This window comes from Bacteroides sp. ZJ-18, assembly GCF_011038705.2.
GTDB classification, from domain to species: Bacteria; Bacteroidota; Bacteroidia; order Bacteroidales; family Bacteroidaceae; genus Bacteroides; species Bacteroides hominis.
On record NZ_CP072198.1, the window covers coordinates 3,248,640 to 3,265,399 of the forward strand.

The following is a 16,760-nucleotide window of genomic DNA, read 5'->3' on the forward strand; positions in this document are numbered from 1 at the left end:
TCTTTTTATGAGTAATTCCACTACTATGACTATTTATATTTTGCATAATTATTTGGAAAATATGCGCAATAGTATTACCTTTGCACTGTAATTAATGAATGATATGAACCGATTGTTTACTACATATAGCATACACAATGCCGTGCGAGAAAATAAGATTCTGTACGGACACTGCATTGTGCATGTACATTGGTTTAGCGGATTTATCTGAATTACTCCCTGTTTTGTAGTTTGATTTATCTCTTTTCGTTCCCCTTATTAAATATAAGGTGAAAGGGAGGATCTGTCCGGCAGCTCATACATAAAAGTTGCCAGGGATTGCATTGTGTAACTTTTTAAAATATACGAGTATGTTTTTCATTATATCTATCATGTTTTTAGGTATTGGCATCGGTTATTTGCTGCGTAACCTGAAATTTCTGGAGAAAGTAGAAAAGAGTACTTCGCTTACGATATTCCTGCTACTTTTCGTGCTGGGCCTTTCGATAGGCTCCAATAGTTTAATCGTAAATAATCTGGGTAAATTCGGATGGCAAGCCATTGTGTTGGCTACTTCAAGTATCTTGGGCAGCATGTTGGCTTCTTTTCTCGTATTACACCTGTTTTTCAAGAAAGGAGGAAAATCATGAAAGGCAGTCTGATTGTTGTCGCATTTTTCTGTATAGGCTGTCTGGTCGGAATCTTCAATGATTTCCAGTTTGACATGCACAATCTTTCTATGTATATACTTTATGCGTTGATGTTGCAGGTTGGCATCAGTATCGGAAGCAATAAGAATCTGAAATTTCTGATCAAAAGTCTACGCCCCAATATGCTTTTAGTGCCGATAGCTACCATTGTCGGAACCCTTCTTTTTTCAGCTTTTGCCAGTTTATTGTTGAGTCAGTGGAGTGTATTCGATTGTATGGCAGTGGGAAGTGGATTTGCATATTATTCCCTTTCATCCATCTTGATTACTCAGTTTAAGGAAGCTTCTGTAGGATTACAGTTGGCAACGGAACTTGGTACAATTGCTTTGCTGGCCAATATTTTCCGCGAAATGATGGCCTTGCTGGGCGCACCACTGATCAGGAAATATTTTGGGAAACTGGCCCCTATTTCTGCTGCCGGTGTAAATTCAATGGATGTATTGTTGCCGTCCATTACTCACTATTCGGGAAAGGACATGATACCTGTTGCCATCTTTCACGGAATCCTCATTGATATGAGTGTACCTTTCTTTGTTTCATTTTTCTGCAGTTTATAGTTATATTTCTTCATTAACTATCTCCCAGCCATTAATCTTGATAATGACCGGGATGTAGTTATCGAAGGATATTTCAATGGTGAAATTATGGTTATGCTCAAAATCAATATTGGGATTTCCGCCTATGAGTTTACCAATAAGATTCTCATCATAGCGGATTGTACCTGTTTTGTCGGCAATTCGCAGCCGGGGTTCTCTATCCTTTTCCAGTCTCATTACATTGAAGTCGGCAATCAACGGATCTGATTGTCCCGATGATGCTTCATAAATGGGAATATAGCTTATCTGGTCATCATCGGAGAATTGTGAATCATATCCATACTTACCGTTATTATCCTCTATATAAATGTTGTCACTTCTGTCTTGATTCAAATTATGAGCAATGACCCGGATATGATTCGTCATTTGTTTCAAGTTTATCAATACAATTGTTTTTTCTTTACTGTTATGCCCGACTATATCGTGCATACCGTGATAGAGCAGTTTGGGCTGATTGATTACCCGGTTGTCCTCCTGACGTTTTACAGATAGAAAGAAATCATCGATATAAGTTTTTCCCGGCACACATTCAGAAGTCTGATAAGTACTTTTATCATAGCCACCCCATGCTACAAATTGGTAACTGCCCTGTTTGTAAGGCAGCTCCATGACATAATCGTCATTGATTGAAGTCATAGAATCGTTTACCTGAGAGATAAAAAGCCCTTTTTCATCGAATATGAAAACAGCCAACCGATCGATACCTTGTGGAGTGCTCTGCCTTGAGTCTGCATTTGTATCATAGCTGAATTTGAGGGCCAACCCTCCATCATCCCGGGGACATCCGGACATATCTTCCCGGATGCAATTCGTGAGTACGAAAGGCAATATAATGAATATGAATACTCTGAATCCGGCTTCTATCTTGCAGGTGAACATTCTGTGGGACATTAATTAGCTGGTTATAAATCGTGATCTTCTTCAATTACTTCCCAAGGGATAATCTGGATGTCGACTCCAATCCATGAATTAGGCTTGATTGGTTCTCCGCTGTCAAAGTTATCCGAAGGATTTCCCGGTGCTTGTATAGAATTGATGTTGATCTTAAAATATTGGTTTCTGTAGATATTATAAGGAGCCTGTGGTGTGACTGCATCACCGTTAACAAAAATATGATAGTAACACAATCCGTTGCTATACGTATTCTCCGATAATAGGTAGGCCCCATTGATAGATGGCATTTGCGGAGTATTTGCGACACATAGCTCCGCAAACTTTTCTGCCGTAGGTCCATCTATAAAGTAATTGGCAACACCATCGGCAGTCCGCACGACAAAGAATGTTTTATCCGCCGGTTTCGGATTGACGATGATTTCAAAATCAGCCGCAACTGTAGGGGGATTTATTTTGGCAGATATGATGTTAGTGGGTGTAAATACCCCGCTGACACTGATAAAAGTTGCTGCATCCACATTGGATGTACCCGAAATATACTGGAATGCATTTTCCGTAGCATAAGAAAAAGAGGTAGGCACATCAGCCGAAGCATAAACGTTGATGGCATCTGCTCCCCTCGTAAAATCTGCTGCGGTATAATTAGCCCAGTTATAGTCTTTGATGAGAGCGTCCCTGTTATCCTGAATAAAGTAGAATTTTTTATTCAGGTTTCTCCAGCCGAACTTCAGATCTGTCATCGTTCCGCCTCCATTCACTACAAAGCTCTGTGATTGGAACACCGCCGCTTTTGCAGTGACGCGATTTACAGAAATGGTTATGTGATTGTTTTCGGCTTCACTTTTCTTCTCATATAAATCAGTAGCGGGCGTAAGGGTCGGATAAGCACTATTGAACATGACAAATCCATTTGTTTGATCGGCCAATTTTGTTATTTCTTGTGTGAAATCTTTATAGCTGAATGCACCTAATCCATTAGAAGTAATATAGTTCACTATTTCTGCATTAAGGTTTACTCCCGCAAAAATATATTTATCCGTCTTTTTGGTACTGACCGGTTGGCTGGTCACCCAGGTAGAACTCCCGGCTGGTTTCTGTGTGAGCGTACCTCCTGCGACTGTAAATTCAGCTACAGTAGGTGTATTGGGAGATTCTGCGTCATAAATAAACACATGTAGGGATTTCACTGTATTTTCCGCTGCAATTCCCGGATCTGTAGATACTGCACGTGTCTTCGATGCGTGGGGAATGCTGATGGAAAAAGAGGCATATGCATCCGGGGCAATTACGTCCGGATTGCTGGGCTGGTCAACCCAATCATTGTCATTGCTGCATGCGGCCATAGTCAATGCAACCAGTGTAGTCATAAAGATTTTACTTGTTTTCATTATCTTTTTATTTAAGTGGATATACTACGTTTTTTTCAGATAACAAATATACCTTCCAGACAGCAACGATTTGTGACTTTAAAAATGTATTTATAAACAAAAAGTGTCTATTGAAGCAACCCCTGAAAAAGAAAGCTCTGATAATGCAACGCACCGTCATCAAAGGGATTGTTCGTTTCGATAGGCGCAACAAAAGTTACAGATTACTTGTTTACAGATAAAAATATAAAAACAATGATTATGCGTGATATAAATACAGATTTAATAGATGCAATGAAAATATACTTACCCAAGGGGAATAATCTTGCAAATGCGCTGATGGACATTCTTTACCTTGGCAAAGAAGCTACTTACAGGCGGTTGCGGGGTGAAGTGCCGTTCACTTTTGCCGAAGTTGCCACCATATCTCAACACATGGGCATTTCTCTTGATAAAATAGTAGGGGCCGATTTGAATGACAACGCTATCGTTAATCTGAATATGTTGCAATGTCAATGCCCTGCGGAGACCTATTATTCTATTATTGATTCGTATATAAAGTTGTTCGGTCAATTGATTGAACGGGAAAGTTCGGAAAGAAGTACCTCCTCAAATACCGTTCCGCAAACCCTGTATTTAAAGTATGAAGCCTTATCCAAATTCCAGCTTTTCAAATGGATTTACCAACATGAAAGCACATATGCAGGCAGGCATTATGAAGATTTGGAGATTCCGGAAAAATTGATTGACAAGCAAAAAGAATTTGTAAATTTATCCCAGCTATTCCAGACAACCAATTATATATGGGATAAAGAGATATTTATCAGATTGGTCAATGAGATCAAGTTTTTCTTAAATATCAATCTGATATCAGAAGACAGTGTAAAAAGAATAAAGAAGGAATTATTGGTATTACTGAATGAATTGGAGGAGATCTCAGCTCAGGGAAAATATTCATCCGGAAAAGATGTGAAAATATATATATCCGATATCAATTTTGAGTCTACATATAGTTATGTAGAAACAGATATCTACCATCAATGCCTGATAGGGGTCTTTTCCATTAATTCCATAACTTCGAAAGATGATTTGCTATTTCAGCATTTGAAGGTATGGATACAGTCATTAAAGAAGTATTCAACTTTGATTTCGCAGAGTGGTGAGGTTCAGCGAATCCATTTTTTTAACCGGCAACAAGAACTGGTGAAAAGTTTATAATGAAGTTTCGAAAATGGATACACGTCTTTATACACATTTCCGATTGTTGCATAATTGGACAATAAATTCATGTGAGATGTGATAATAGAAAAATCTTTGTTTACACCATTCATTAAACGCCACGGATTCCTTCCTGAAAAAGTCCATCTTTGTATCTGAGAAAATAAACCTAAACCCTAATGAAAAAATTAATGGTTATTCTGATAACCGGCCTTTTATATATGTCATGTACCGACAGTATGGAAGTGCCCGGAGATGCAGATAGAAATAATACAGAGGATGTATCGGTAAGGTTAGTGATAACCATACCGGCCTCCACTACATATGCCCGGACGCGAGGAACATTTGCGACGACCGATCATGAGTCTAAAATCAGTGAGATTCAAGTGTTAGTGTTTGAAGAAGGTAAATATAAGTACCGTGTACCCGGCATATCCATCAACAACACTTCATCCGCTGCTTCTTTTAAAGCTTTATTAAAATCAAGCAGTTCGCCTTTAAAATTACTCATATTAGCCAATGCTACCGATGCGGTAATAGCCAATGAGCCTTCGGTGGATGATAGCGAAGATTTGGTGAAAAAGAACATCAATCTCCGGTTCAACAATATCACTTCCGATTTTCCAATGTATGGGGAGTATGAATTGCCCGGCGGATTAGAAGCAACGGTTATAAATAATATTACCGGGATAAAGATGTTACGTTCCATTGCCCGGGTAGACGTGAAAGCTACGGAAGTGGCAAACTTTAAGCTGTCAGGGGTGAAAGCATATCGTGCCAATGACCACTTACAGATAATACCCGATGAAACCGGAGTCGTCAGGGTTACGCTTCCGAGCGTACCTGCCGGAAGTACCGGAAATGTAAACAGTGTCCTGTATCCTGTACCTGCTGAGGACCTGAATGAATTTTCAGCCCAACTCTACTTGCCTGAGGCCGATTCACCAGCCCCGGACAATCGGGTCAGTCAGGCAACCTGTATTATTGTGGAGGGTTATTATGAAGGAAGTGATCAACCGGGTTACTACCGTATGGATTTTGATCCCGATAATGTTGAAAATGCTTTCGGGCAAGTACTTCGTAATCATAAGTATATTTTCAATATAAAGAAGGTCTCAGGTCCGGGGTGGGGTAGTCCGGACGAAGCGGCGAATAATCGTTCCGCCCATATCGTAGCCGAAGTACAGGCATGGGATGATTATACCATTGACATGAGTTTCGATGGAGAACATCATTTTGGGGTATCTTCGCGAGAGATCATCCTCAAGAACAAAGCCGGTTCGGCAGGAATCATCAGTGTGAATACCGATCTTCCGGATTATACTTTACAATGGGCCGACGCGGCAGGAACTCCCCAAGGAACCGCCGACCAGTCATTAGCAAATGAATTCTTTAAAGTAGAAAAAACACAGAATGGGAGTCAACTGGTGATTACAGCTCTGCAGAACAATTCGGCAAGCAATATCCGCCGTACTCAAAACTTTATGATTACAGCCCATCGATGGCGTATTTTAGTGAATATACAGCAGAGATATGATGTCGCTGCCTACAAAACAATTGATCTTTTAACATTCAATGCCGGTTTGGGATATTTAGGAACGAATATAATTGGCTCTGGCAATGCAGAGGCGCGCGCAACCGGTCTTCGCGGAATACTCAATAATCAAAATAATTTCGGTCCGGCCGGAACAGTTGAATGCGGAGGATATAATCTGATTGGCGTGAGTGCGAGCAATAATAATCTGACAGATGCTCTTTTCGCGGCTTTTGATGTCGTTTATGTCCATTATATGAGCAATTCTTTATTCGGGATCTCGGATGCCCAGAAAGCGCACAATTGGGTGAAGGCTAAAAAGAACCGTGTATTGATTGTTTCTTATGATGCCAGTGATGTCAGCCAGAATTTATTAAAAGAGATATTGGGTGGAAATAGTGGCATTTCTTTTATCAGAAGTAATACCGGAGCATTTCCTTTGGCAAACCCGGTAGACAGTAATCGTTATTTTACTAGCACCGGTCCTTTTACCAGTGGTTCATATACTCCTGTCAGCACTGGTTTTTCCTTACGCAATTACGATTCTTTTCATGGTGAGATATTGCTTAATACCGATGCTTCTAAAGGCATCACTCCTATATTGATGGGATCTTCAGGAGGAATTGTTTTAGGCATAGACTACTCAAGAAGAATAGTCTATTGGGGCGATACGGATATAGGCAACTCGGGAACAGGTACAGGAGGGACCACTAATAATCGTATAAATAATGATGATGGGACCATTAATAATGATGCCTCCAAACTGATAGCCAATGTTTTTGCCTGGATAGCGGAGACTGTACTGTATGGAGAGTGATTACTATTCTCCGAGTGTAGCAAGCAAATCGTACGAAGGTACAAAAAACAATGTGCCTGTTACCGGAGTACTGAAGTCCAACAAACGATCGGTGTTCCCCACAGGGTCACCAATAAACATGTTCTCCAACATTTTGCGGGTAGTACTGAAGGTGCTGGCATAGCCGATAAAGTATGTTCCATATTCTCCTTTAGAAGTGTTGGCAAACGGCATATTGGCACGTACGATTTTCAAATCGTCACCGATATTGGTTACGGCATTGTGGGCATTTTGCGGTTTCTCTTCGTCCGACAATTCCACATCATTATATTTGCGGCGGCCAATCACCTTTTCTTGTGCTTCGACTGGAAGCGAGTTCCATGCTATCATGTCATGGATATATTTCTGCACAAAAACGTAACTGCCTCCTGCGAATTGCGGGTCTTCGTCACCGATAACTGCAAAATGATAAGGGTTTTCATCTACGGCCGGATTCTCCGTACCGTCTACGAAACCGATGATCGCTTTTCCGTCCATATATCTGAACCCGTGTGTTTCATCGATGGATTCTGCCACACCTTTGAGTTTTTCGTCAATTATAGAGGCAAATTCAAAACAGAGACCCATCTGTTTAGCCCGGATGTGCAGTAACAAGTCGCCCGGGGTAGATACAGCTATATATTTATCTCCTTTTATCTCTTCAAAGGTACTTAACTCTTTAGGTTTGTCCAACTCCGGAAAAAGTCTGCTCCAGGCATCGGCACCAAACCCCATCGTGCAGCTAAATTGCATATCAGGAAAACGGTTACGCATACTGCGTATCAGGGCGGAGAAATTAGCACATACATCTTTTACTTGCTTGATTGCATCGTCCGATTGCTTCAGTCCATAAACAATAAAAATAGCGTTTTCGCCTTGTTTCTCAGTTACATCTTGTGGTATATTTCCACCGAATAATTCTTCATGTACATTCATACTTTCCTATATTTTAAAGTTGTTGTTTATTGTAGTCGGTCTGATCTGATCAAATCAGAATATCATATAACTTAAAAGACTTGGCTTAGGTTCATTCGGAGGTTTGATTTTGTTCACCACAGGATACATCGGCAAACATACCTTGTATAAACTCTGTGGTGAACTTTGTTATATTACGGTTTTACGTATTTGGCGACATTACTCAAGCGCTTTTCCTGTACCGACAGGCCAATATGGATTCTGATACATCATGGATGTATTGATGTCTTCCGGATTGGTGGCCGACAATTGCAAATCCTGTAGTCCGAGTGGTTCCAGATAATAAGCTTTTTTCCAGGTATATCCGTCATAAAGTTGATTATTCGTTTGTGTCCTTCGCAGTGGTCGTACGTATTTCCCGTCCGATTTCGGCGACATGTTGGCAGATGTGCTGCCATCGGCTACTACAGCAGACTTTTCATTTCCGTCTTTATCCGTGGTTGTGTAGAGTTTATAGGCTTCATCCCAGAAGTTGATGCCTTCTACAATATACGGTTGTGTAAATAACCGGTCCCAAGAGCGCCATCTCTTCAGGTCATCCCAGCGCATGCCCTCGGCGATAAATTCGCAGCGGCGTTCACGGCGAATATTGTAAAGCGTCGCATCTACCATTCGGTCTCCCGAGTAAACTCCGAGGTCGTCTTCGCGGCTCAGATCCGTACTATTGATCGTCTTCTGATAGTCTTCATCGACACCGGCACGTCTGCGAATGGCTTTCCAGTAGTCCTGTGCCTTACTGTCTAACGAACCATTCTTCTCATAACAAGCCTCAATATAGTTAAGATATGCTTCGGAAGCACGAAAAATAGGACAGGCATTGGTCCCCAGCAATTCGTCCGATCTGCTTTGTTCGTCATCATACGGATAGAACTTACGGGAACGATAACCGGTGATATCACGTGTCTGTTCCTGATCACTGATTACTGTAGATTTTACCCAAGGTACAGGTACGGGATTCGTTACCATGTTTCCCGCCTGGTCCTTATTGTAATTCTTCACTGTATCTGCTCTTTCATCTGTCATCCACGCATCTTTTTCTCCCCACACAAACAGTTGCAAGCGCTCGTCGCGGTCTTTCTTTTCATCAGAAACCGTTCTGTCATCAATAGCATTGTTGCTTGCATAGATAGGCATACCGTCTTTCATCAGAAATGTTTTGATCAGTGAACGTGTCAGTCCGGTGCGGTCTCCGTTTTTAAGGCGTGCACCTACACAATGTGATACGGTAAGTGACAGGTTATATTGTTTCCACAGCAGTACTTCTTCCACATTCGAAAGATCCGGCTGGCTGAACATTTCGAAATAAGGATTCCACCCATAAAGTGTATTGTATGGAGGATTCATTACATGCGAGTTTTCTGCCAGTTGAACATGATCGGCAACTGCTGCCGCTGCTTGCATTGCTTCCGTCAGGAAGAAGTTTATTTCTCCTGCTATATCGAATGTTTTTCCACTGTTATAGCTCATTACGGCTCCGGGCCATGTTGGATCACCCGGTACGCGCCCCGTTCCCTGATGATATTTCTCGAAGGTTGCTTCGAACAGTGCAACTCTTGATTTCAGCACCAATGCAGCCTGTTTGTTAATACGCTGGTTATTCTGGAAACCACGTTCTTTCAGGCGACTGATAGCTTCGTCAAGATTTTTTAGAATGAAGCGTGCCACTTCATTGCGCGGTGCGCGCTGACTTTTCTTGATCAGTGTTTCGGAGTCGTCCGGCAATACTTCGGTAATGATGGGATAATCGCCAAAACGTACCAATGCGTTATAATACGCCAGGGCACGGAAGAAATAAGCCTCTCCGATATACTGCTTCAACAATTCTGCATCTCCGGGAATCGTACCCTCTTTCTCTTTCGGCAGTACTTGTTCAAAGAGATAATTCCACACACGAATACGGTTCAGAGGTTCCTGAATATTTTTCCCTTCGGGCACCTGTTTGTTTCCCGCAAAATAATCAAGGTTTCCATCATCACTCAATAAATTGTCGGTGTTAGCATCATTTCTTACCACTCCGGAGTTCCATGCCCTTTGGTGATACATCTTGGTTGTATTTGAATTTTCAAGGTAGTCGTCATAGTAATTGATAACATAGCTTCCCACTTGATCTACTGTGTTGAAGTAATCTTCCGGAGTGATATCACTGATTGGCGAACGGTCCAGGAAGTCGTTGCATGAAGTCAGTGCCAGTCCGCCCATTCCGATTAACGAGCAGAAACAGATATGTTTCAGTTTTAGTTTCATCATTTGTCTGGTAAAATTAGAAGTTAACATTTAAGCCGATAGAAATCGTTCTCTGCAAAGGATAGAGCTTACCGTCTCCCCAGTCGCTACCCAATAATTCCGGATCAAATACTCCGCTGATTCCCGAGAAGGTCAACAGATTGTCTCCGGACACATAAACACGTACCGATTCCATTGCTGCTTTCCGGGTCCATGTTTTGGGCAGAGTGTAGCCAATCTGGGCATTCTTCAGACGGCAATATGCGGCATTCTGTAGATATCCGCTTTGTACTTTCTGGTTTTTATCTGTATTAAAATAGGGTTTTGGGTAGTAAGCATTAGTGTTTGCACCGAGAGGATCACCTTCCGGACGCCAATAGTCCATGTGCTCTTTAAATGCAGTTGATTGCCATAATCCGCCATTTGCTCCCCAGAAGTACGGACCGTCCAACCAGTAATCTCTTTTCATCACTCCCTGTAGGAATACTGAGAAATCGAATCCTTTCCATGCTCCGGTCAGTGTCAGACCGAAATTATACCTGGGTGTGCTGTTACCGATAATTGTTAAGTCACCATGATCTTCCAGAGTGTTCGATCCGTTGTTAACCCCTTCTTTTCCATCCAGGTTTGCATACATAATGTCACCGGCTCCCCAGTTTGTTCCCCAGTTGGGTGTGCCTCCGTTGGCCAGGTGCGCATTCATTTCCTCTTGGGTTTGTGCGATACCAACAGTTTTGTATCCCCAGATGTCACCCAATATCTGTCCATTATAGTATACGTCCGAAGAGAGTGAATTCGTCGGGTTTGGATATTTCAGTATCTTACGTTTTCCATCAGATAAAACGAATCGCGCACTATAATCAAACTCGCTGATGCGGTCTCTCCATGAGAGCTCCAGCTCCCAACCGTATGACTTCATGTCGCAGTTGTTCACTTGAGGGGGTAGAGCTCCCAGTACGGGGGGTAATATAGGAGCAGGACCTATCATATCGTATGTGTAACGGTTATAATAACCGACCGATCCTGTCAGGCGATTATTGAGCAAACCAAAATCCAGACCGAGATCCCATGATTCAATGGTTTCCCATGTCATCAGTGAATTAACGATGCCCGGCAGTTGAGCTGTATTTTGTTTCTTGCCGTCGATCAGCCATCCGGAATTGGCAGATCCCGTAATCATATTTTGATAAAAGGGATACCAGGCATTGGCCTTATCCGTGTTGTTGTTGCCAAGCTGCCCCCAAGAGCCCCTCAGCTTTAAGGTGCCGATAATACCGGCCAAAGGACGGAAGAAATCTTCGCGTGCGATATTCCATCCGGCTGAAAAAGAAGGGAACAATCCCCAACGCTTATCGCCTACAAACCGTGAAGAACCGTCATAACGCAGATTGGCTTCTAACATATACCGCTCTTTGTAGTTATAGTTCACACGTCCGAAGAAACCGGCAATTGCTCTTTCGCGTGCCCATGCATTTGCCTTCTGATTGTCCTGAGTCAATCCTAAAGAAGGAACATTCGAACTGATCAGGTCAGTTCCGAATCCGGTCATTCCGCTTGGCCGGAAAAGTTCGGCGTTGAAACCACCCATCACTTTAAAATAATGATCACCGATTGTTTTTGCATAGTCGCTGTAAATGTTGCCGGAGAAGTAATCTTCATCTTCACGTTCGTCCTGAACCTCTGAATATCCGGCCGCTCCACCGTTCCACGACAATAAGTAAGGTTTGTTGTTCACGTCATATCCATAGATCGGTAATACTGCCCAATGTTGCTTTCGTGTATAGGTACGCATACTTCCCTCTACTACAATTCGCCAGTCTTTGACGGGCTCGAAGATAGCTTGCAGCTGATTGGTATACCAGTTTTTCTGGCTCGTTTGCACACCTCCCTCTTCCAACTGAATGATTTCCATATTGGGCATGTAATGACCGTTCGGATCCATAGGAGCACAGGTCGGCCAGCGGCGGGCAATGTTATGAAAAAATGCGCCTGTCATGTAAGTTGGGCGGTCATAGTCTTCACGGGTCCATTTGCTCGTGTAGTTTAACGTGATCCACTCCGCAGGTTTTGCCGAGATTTTAGCATTCATCGTATAACGGTTGAAGTTATCTTCGCCGTGCTTGATAAGGCCATTCTGATTCAAGAAACTGCCGCTGATCATATAAGTCAGCTTTTCTGTTCCTCCACTGATACTGAGGTTGTGTTCCGTAGAGGGTGTCCAGCTTTTGTAAAACTCTTTAAACCAGTCTGTATTGGCAAATGATCCTGCATAGCTTTTCCATTTGCCGTCCGGTCCAGCTTCCAGCCCGTAATACTCGGGAGTGGAAGGATCGGTAAACTTTCCGTTTTGGAAGTCCAGAATATTTTGCAATGCTTTTTCGTCAAAGGTAGGAGATTCCCCACCATTGGTCGAAGCCCGGTTAAAATACTGCGCAAAGGTGTAAGAATCCACCATGTCAGGCAACTGAATGGCATCCGAGAAACGTACATTACCCGAATAGTTTACACGTGTTTTGCCACTTTTACCACTCTTCGTAGTGATCAGGATGACCCCGAATGCCGCACGCGCACCATAGATCGATGAAGAAGCTGCATCCTTCAGTACAGATACCGATTCAATATCATTCGGGTTGACTGTATTCATGTCTCCTTCGATTCCATCGATCAGTACCAACGGACTACTGCTCGAACCATCGCTTATCGTACCTGCTCCTCGGATGTTTACGTTTAGTTCGCCATCCAGTGTACCACCGCTACTGCCCACGGACATATTCAGTCCCGGAATAACTCCTTGCAGTGCCTGTGACACATTCTGTACGGGGCGCGACTCCAGGACGTCCGCATTGACCATACTTACAGATCCGGTAACGTTTACTTTCTTTTGTAAACCATAGCCCACAACTACTACTTCATCCAGTTGCTTTGAATCTTCCTGCATGGTGATATGGAGTTCCTTTCCGGTCACTTCCGTTGTGACAGTTTTGTAACCGATAAATGAAAACTCGAGGATAGCTCCTTTGGGAGTGTCAATAGAGAACTTTCCGTCCAAGTCGGTGATGGTTCCCGTATTGGTGCCCTGCACTTTTACGGAAACTCCGATAAGTGGTTCACCCGTGTTGTCGATGATTACACCGGTGGCTTTCACGGTTTGTTGTTGTATACTGGCAGTCGCTTGTGTTTTGTAAGTATCGGTCGTCGCTTGTGCCGACTGTGCGCACCACAGCAACAAAGTAGCAACTACTGTTTTCAGGCAGTGTTTTTCCCATACTCTTGTAAACCTTAAGGATAGGTTACTTTTTTTCGTCATAAATTAATAGGTTTGAGTTAAACATGTTTTTCAGTTTTTTACTTCTTTTGTAACTCCGTCCTCATTTCGGAATCGAAGTCTTGTTAGTTTTTGTTTTCTTCTACTTTTTCATAATTTTTCTTTTAAGTGATACAATTATTCCGGTTTCTCTGAAAAGAAACTAATTGATGAAGTAGACAAAGATTATGCCAGATGTGAAAAGATGGTATAAGGCACTAATGAAGTATAATACGGGGATGTAAATGTGGAATTCACCACAATTTTGTGGAATAAATCCACAAACAAAATCCGCTTGACGTTGTTGTTGTATCAAACTTAAATTAATAGAAACCCAAATGATAAAGAAGCTTAACCCCCTTTTGTTGATGGCAATGTTGTTATTCATTTCCAGCACTGTTTTTTCAGCCGGTTTTCCTCCTCCCGATAAAGTGCAGGAAGCCTTTCAGAAAATGTATCCTAAAGTGACCACGGTCGATTGGGAACGAAAAGGAGATTATCACATTGCCGATATCAGGGTGAAAGGGTGGGAGCTAAACGTCTGGTTCAGTGATAAAGGTAAATGGTTGATGACAGAGACCGATGTCGAATCTTTGGAGGCTGTTCCTCCTGTTGTGGCAAAGGCCTTTATGCAAAGTACGATGGCGTCCATGCAATTGGAAGATGTAAGAATCATCACTTTTCCCAAGCAGCCGGCGGTCATCATAATCGAAGTGGAGGAATATGACACTGATTCGGAATTTCAGTTGTTTTATTCTCCGGACGGTAAACTCTTACAGACTCTTAATGTAAGCGAAACAGGAGGGGAGATTTATCCCGGACTGTTTAAATAGAGTTTGCTACATAATACCAGCTACTCTTTTCACCACAGCTAAACAAATTACGCAGATATTCAAATCACATCTATTGATTTCTTTTTTCTCTGTGTAATTTGTGAATCTGTGGTGACTAATCTATGAAGATCATTCCTTTTCTCCATGCGATTGTTCATTGAGATTTCTTTTTTATTGTGCCATGGTTTCAGAATCATCCTCAGATTTTGTATCGTTATCTTCTTATGCTCGTACAATTCATTCCCGGACGCAATTATTCTTTAGCTTTTCTCCAAAATTGCATTTGAGAAAGGTGTAGCCCAACTGTTGTTTGGGTGTAGCCATCCGATCGTTATGGCTACACCTTTCACCTTGGATAGCTACACCCTTTTCAGGTAATCAGTCTTACCTCCTTCCGATAATTCTCTTTGTAGGAACTATATCTTTTTGATTTTTAGAATATTATTTTGTTGTCTAACTTACATTTTACAAAATTGTCTGCATCTATGAAAGGGTATCTTGGTAAGATGATTACTATTACGAATCATAATAATATGATGATTGGAGTAACAACTGTCATGAAATACTATTTTATAGGATAGAAGAAAAAAAGAACAGATTCCTCTGTGAGTAATTAGACAAAACCGTATTTTTAGAGACATGATTATGTGCGGTCGGATGATATGTATATAAATTTCTGATAATTAATTTATTAGATATTAGAATTATGATGAAGTCCATAAGCTGATGTTGTAAATCTCGGAAGGAATGACTCTATGTGTGAAAATATCATTTGTTCTACATGTGATAGTATGCCAAAAGAGTCGTATCGAACAAATTGCGTAGTTAGATAGCCAGTGGACATTATCAACTTAAAGAATAAAATGAAAGATATTATTGATCTATTACAAAAGAAACGAATAAAAACTGTTGATGCCTTAAAGCAAGGCGAACAACATCAGTTCTCTTGCCTTCAACAAATAGTAAATAACATATCAGGTTTCAATTCCCAATTTTGGAGAATTGGAGACCTAGGATTATATGAAACCAAACATCCAATCAACATAGATTCTTTGAATGGAGATTTTGTTGCGTGGTTTGACGTCGGGAATGAAAATTTTCCCACTGAAAAACAACTTGCCACATGGGAAGACTTTTGTAAAATCAGCCCAACGAACATGAAAGAAATGATTATCGAGGGACTTACGAAGTTATCAAGGCAAATGGATTTATTATTTGCTGATATCAAGCCTCAATATGGCCCAGTTTACAATCCAAAGGCGGTATCAAGAAACGCAAAGAAAGCCATTGAAGTGATGAGCAAAAACAACAGGTCTATCGGTCGGCAAGCTAAATCGATTTTCCAATGCACTTCTGTTGTGATTCCAAAGCAAGACAAGTCCCCAGTTCGGTTTATAATTCTAAACTTTCAGATCGGGCGGCATCCATATGAATTTGAAGCTGTCTTGTGTGATAGTGTAGTATTTATCATTGGAGAAAACTCAGGTTTATGGACTCGACTTGATTGGGATTATGAATTTAATGTATCAGATTTTAATATTGCAACAGCTTTGCATCCATATTGGCGACAGAAATAATATGAGATTAAAGGCAGAGTAAAGAAAATAAAGCTATTCTGTAATGTAGTCGTGAGATCAGTTGATAATAAGCGAGTTATATCATAATCCTGAAAAACACTCCGTGAGGGGCTGTTTTGCTTGGTACTCTTCAGGGAAAACCGGATATTTGCACTGTTGATCAACGAAACGAGACTATAAAAATGAAATTTAAATCTTTAAAAAGAAACGTAGTATGAGTGTAATTTTTAAAACAGTGCAACGCCCGTCAGATCCGCGCGTTGAGAATTCTCCGAAGAGGTATTATCCGCAACTCATTACATTGGGTCGGTCGGTAAACCTGAAGTTTATAGCACAGAAAATCCAGGACCGTTCATCACTTTCGGTAGGTGACATTAAGAGTACGATTCAGAATTTTGTAGAAAAGTTGAAAGAGCAGCTGCTGGAAGGAAAAGCGGTAAACATTGAAGGATTGGGGGTGTTTATGCTCGCAGCCAAGTCGAAAGGTGCCGAAAAGAAAGAAGACATCACGGCCAAAAGTGTAGAGGCTGTACGTATCTATTTTCAGGCTAACAAAGAGTTGAAAATTACCAAAACGGCTACCCGTGCGGGTGAAAAACTGGACCTGATCAGTCTGGACGATTACCTGAAAGGGACAACTGATGGAGGAGACGGAGGTATCGTAGATGATCCGACGGCATAAAACGGCTGACGGAGAGGTAATGATCCTGTAACA

General features: G+C 41.6%; 12 protein-coding genes. 7 read left to right on the forward strand and 5 right to left on the reverse strand.

Going from position 1 to position 16,760, the window contains the following annotated elements:
- The first annotated feature begins 350 nt into the window (after window positions 1–350).
- Both G7Y45_RS13020 and G7Y45_RS13025 read left to right on the forward strand, forming a co-directional pair.
- A complete protein-coding gene (locus tag G7Y45_RS13020; protein ID WP_165014761.1) occupies window positions 351–629 on the forward strand; it encodes a LysO family transporter in 279 nt (92 codons plus the stop codon).
- Entirely contained in the window at window positions 626–1,246 is a 621-nt protein-coding gene (locus tag G7Y45_RS13025) for a lysine exporter LysO family protein (RefSeq protein WP_005805967.1), read from the forward strand. The genes G7Y45_RS13020 and G7Y45_RS13025 overlap by 4 nt, the downstream gene beginning before the upstream one ends.
- Here the strand turns inward: G7Y45_RS13025 and G7Y45_RS13030 are convergent, their stop codons facing one another.
- Window positions 1,247–2,164, reverse strand: coding sequence for a FimB/Mfa2 family fimbrial subunit (locus G7Y45_RS13030; protein WP_165014791.1), 918 nt, complete (start codon window positions 2,162–2,164; stop codon window positions 1,247–1,249).
- A gap of 23 nt (window positions 2,165–2,187) precedes the next feature.
- Window positions 2,188–3,567 carry an Mfa1 family fimbria major subunit gene (locus tag G7Y45_RS13035; protein WP_032542326.1) on the reverse strand — a complete coding sequence of 460 codons (1,380 nt, stop codon included), beginning with the start codon at window positions 3,565–3,567 and terminating at the stop codon, window positions 2,188–2,190.
- A 240-nt stretch (window positions 3,568–3,807) separates the two neighbouring features.
- Here G7Y45_RS13035 and G7Y45_RS13040 point away from each other — a divergent pair, with 240 nt between their 5' ends.
- Together G7Y45_RS13040 and G7Y45_RS13045 are read left to right on the forward strand one after the other, a co-directional pair.
- A complete protein-coding gene (locus G7Y45_RS13040; RefSeq protein WP_206265617.1) occupies window positions 3,808–4,764 on the forward strand; it encodes a helix-turn-helix domain-containing protein in 957 nt (318 codons plus the stop codon).
- 179 nt (window positions 4,765–4,943) lie between these two features.
- A complete protein-coding gene (locus G7Y45_RS13045) occupies window positions 4,944–7,115 on the forward strand; it encodes a fimbrial protein (protein ID WP_032537135.1) in 2,172 nt (723 codons plus the stop codon).
- A 3-nt stretch (window positions 7,116–7,118) separates the two neighbouring features.
- Here the strand turns inward: G7Y45_RS13045 and G7Y45_RS13050 are convergent, their stop codons facing one another.
- The 3 genes from G7Y45_RS13050 to G7Y45_RS13060 form a co-directional block, all read right to left on the reverse strand.
- Window positions 7,119–8,069 carry a Dyp-type peroxidase gene (locus tag G7Y45_RS13050; RefSeq protein WP_032537134.1) on the reverse strand — a complete coding sequence of 317 codons (951 nt, stop codon included), beginning with the start codon at window positions 8,067–8,069 and terminating at the stop codon, window positions 7,119–7,121.
- Window positions 8,070–8,267: 198 nt separating this feature from the next.
- A complete protein-coding gene (locus G7Y45_RS13055; protein WP_165014794.1) occupies window positions 8,268–10,352 on the reverse strand; it encodes a RagB/SusD family nutrient uptake outer membrane protein in 2,085 nt (694 codons plus the stop codon).
- 16 nt (window positions 10,353–10,368) lie between these two features.
- On the reverse strand, window positions 10,369–13,638 hold the full coding sequence (locus G7Y45_RS13060) for a TonB-dependent receptor (protein ID WP_165014767.1): 3,270 nt from the start codon (window positions 13,636–13,638) through the stop codon (window positions 10,369–10,371).
- Window positions 13,639–13,976: 338 nt separating this feature from the next.
- On the opposite strand from G7Y45_RS13060, the gene G7Y45_RS13065 reads away from it, so the two are divergent.
- The 3 genes from G7Y45_RS13065 (at window position 13,977) to G7Y45_RS13075 (ending at window position 16,727) form a co-directional block, all read left to right on the forward strand.
- On the forward strand, window positions 13,977–14,468 hold the full coding sequence (locus G7Y45_RS13065; RefSeq protein ID WP_165014797.1) for a PepSY-like domain-containing protein: 492 nt from the start codon (window positions 13,977–13,979) through the stop codon (window positions 14,466–14,468).
- Between the two features lie 863 nt (window positions 14,469–15,331).
- Window positions 15,332–16,045, forward strand: coding sequence for a hypothetical protein (locus G7Y45_RS13070; protein ID WP_005805991.1), 714 nt, complete (start codon window positions 15,332–15,334; stop codon window positions 16,043–16,045).
- A 214-nt stretch (window positions 16,046–16,259) separates the two neighbouring features.
- A complete protein-coding gene (locus G7Y45_RS13075) occupies window positions 16,260–16,727 on the forward strand; it encodes an HU family DNA-binding protein (protein ID WP_005805993.1) in 468 nt (155 codons plus the stop codon).
- Window positions 16,728–16,760 lie beyond the last annotated feature (33 nt).

Coding starts and splice junctions, on each gene's coding strand:
- G7Y45_RS13030 (WP_165014791.1), bottom strand. CDS start 2,164: ATGTTCACCTGCAAGATAGAAGCCGGATTCAGAGTATTCATATTCATT.
- G7Y45_RS13035 (WP_032542326.1), bottom strand. CDS start 3,567: ATGAAAACAAGTAAAATCTTTATGACTACACTGGTTGCATTGACTATG.
- G7Y45_RS13025 (WP_005805967.1), top strand. CDS start 626: ATGAAAGGCAGTCTGATTGTTGTCGCATTTTTCTGTATAGGCTGTCTG.
- G7Y45_RS13055 (WP_165014794.1), bottom strand. CDS start 10,352: ATGAAACTAAAACTGAAACATATCTGTTTCTGCTCGTTAATCGGAATG.
- G7Y45_RS13045 (WP_032537135.1), top strand. CDS start 4,944: ATGAAAAAATTAATGGTTATTCTGATAACCGGCCTTTTATATATGTCA.
- G7Y45_RS13040 (WP_206265617.1), top strand. CDS start 3,808: ATGCGTGATATAAATACAGATTTAATAGATGCAATGAAAATATACTTA.
- G7Y45_RS13020 (WP_165014761.1), top strand. CDS start 351: ATGTTTTTCATTATATCTATCATGTTTTTAGGTATTGGCATCGGTTAT.
- G7Y45_RS13050 (WP_032537134.1), bottom strand. CDS start 8,069: ATGAATGTACATGAAGAATTATTCGGTGGAAATATACCACAAGATGTA.
- G7Y45_RS13060 (WP_165014767.1), bottom strand. CDS start 13,638: ATGACGAAAAAAAGTAACCTATCCTTAAGGTTTACAAGAGTATGGGAA.
- G7Y45_RS13075 (WP_005805993.1), top strand. CDS start 16,260: ATGAGTGTAATTTTTAAAACAGTGCAACGCCCGTCAGATCCGCGCGTT.
- G7Y45_RS13070 (WP_005805991.1), top strand. CDS start 15,332: ATGAAAGATATTATTGATCTATTACAAAAGAAACGAATAAAAACTGTT.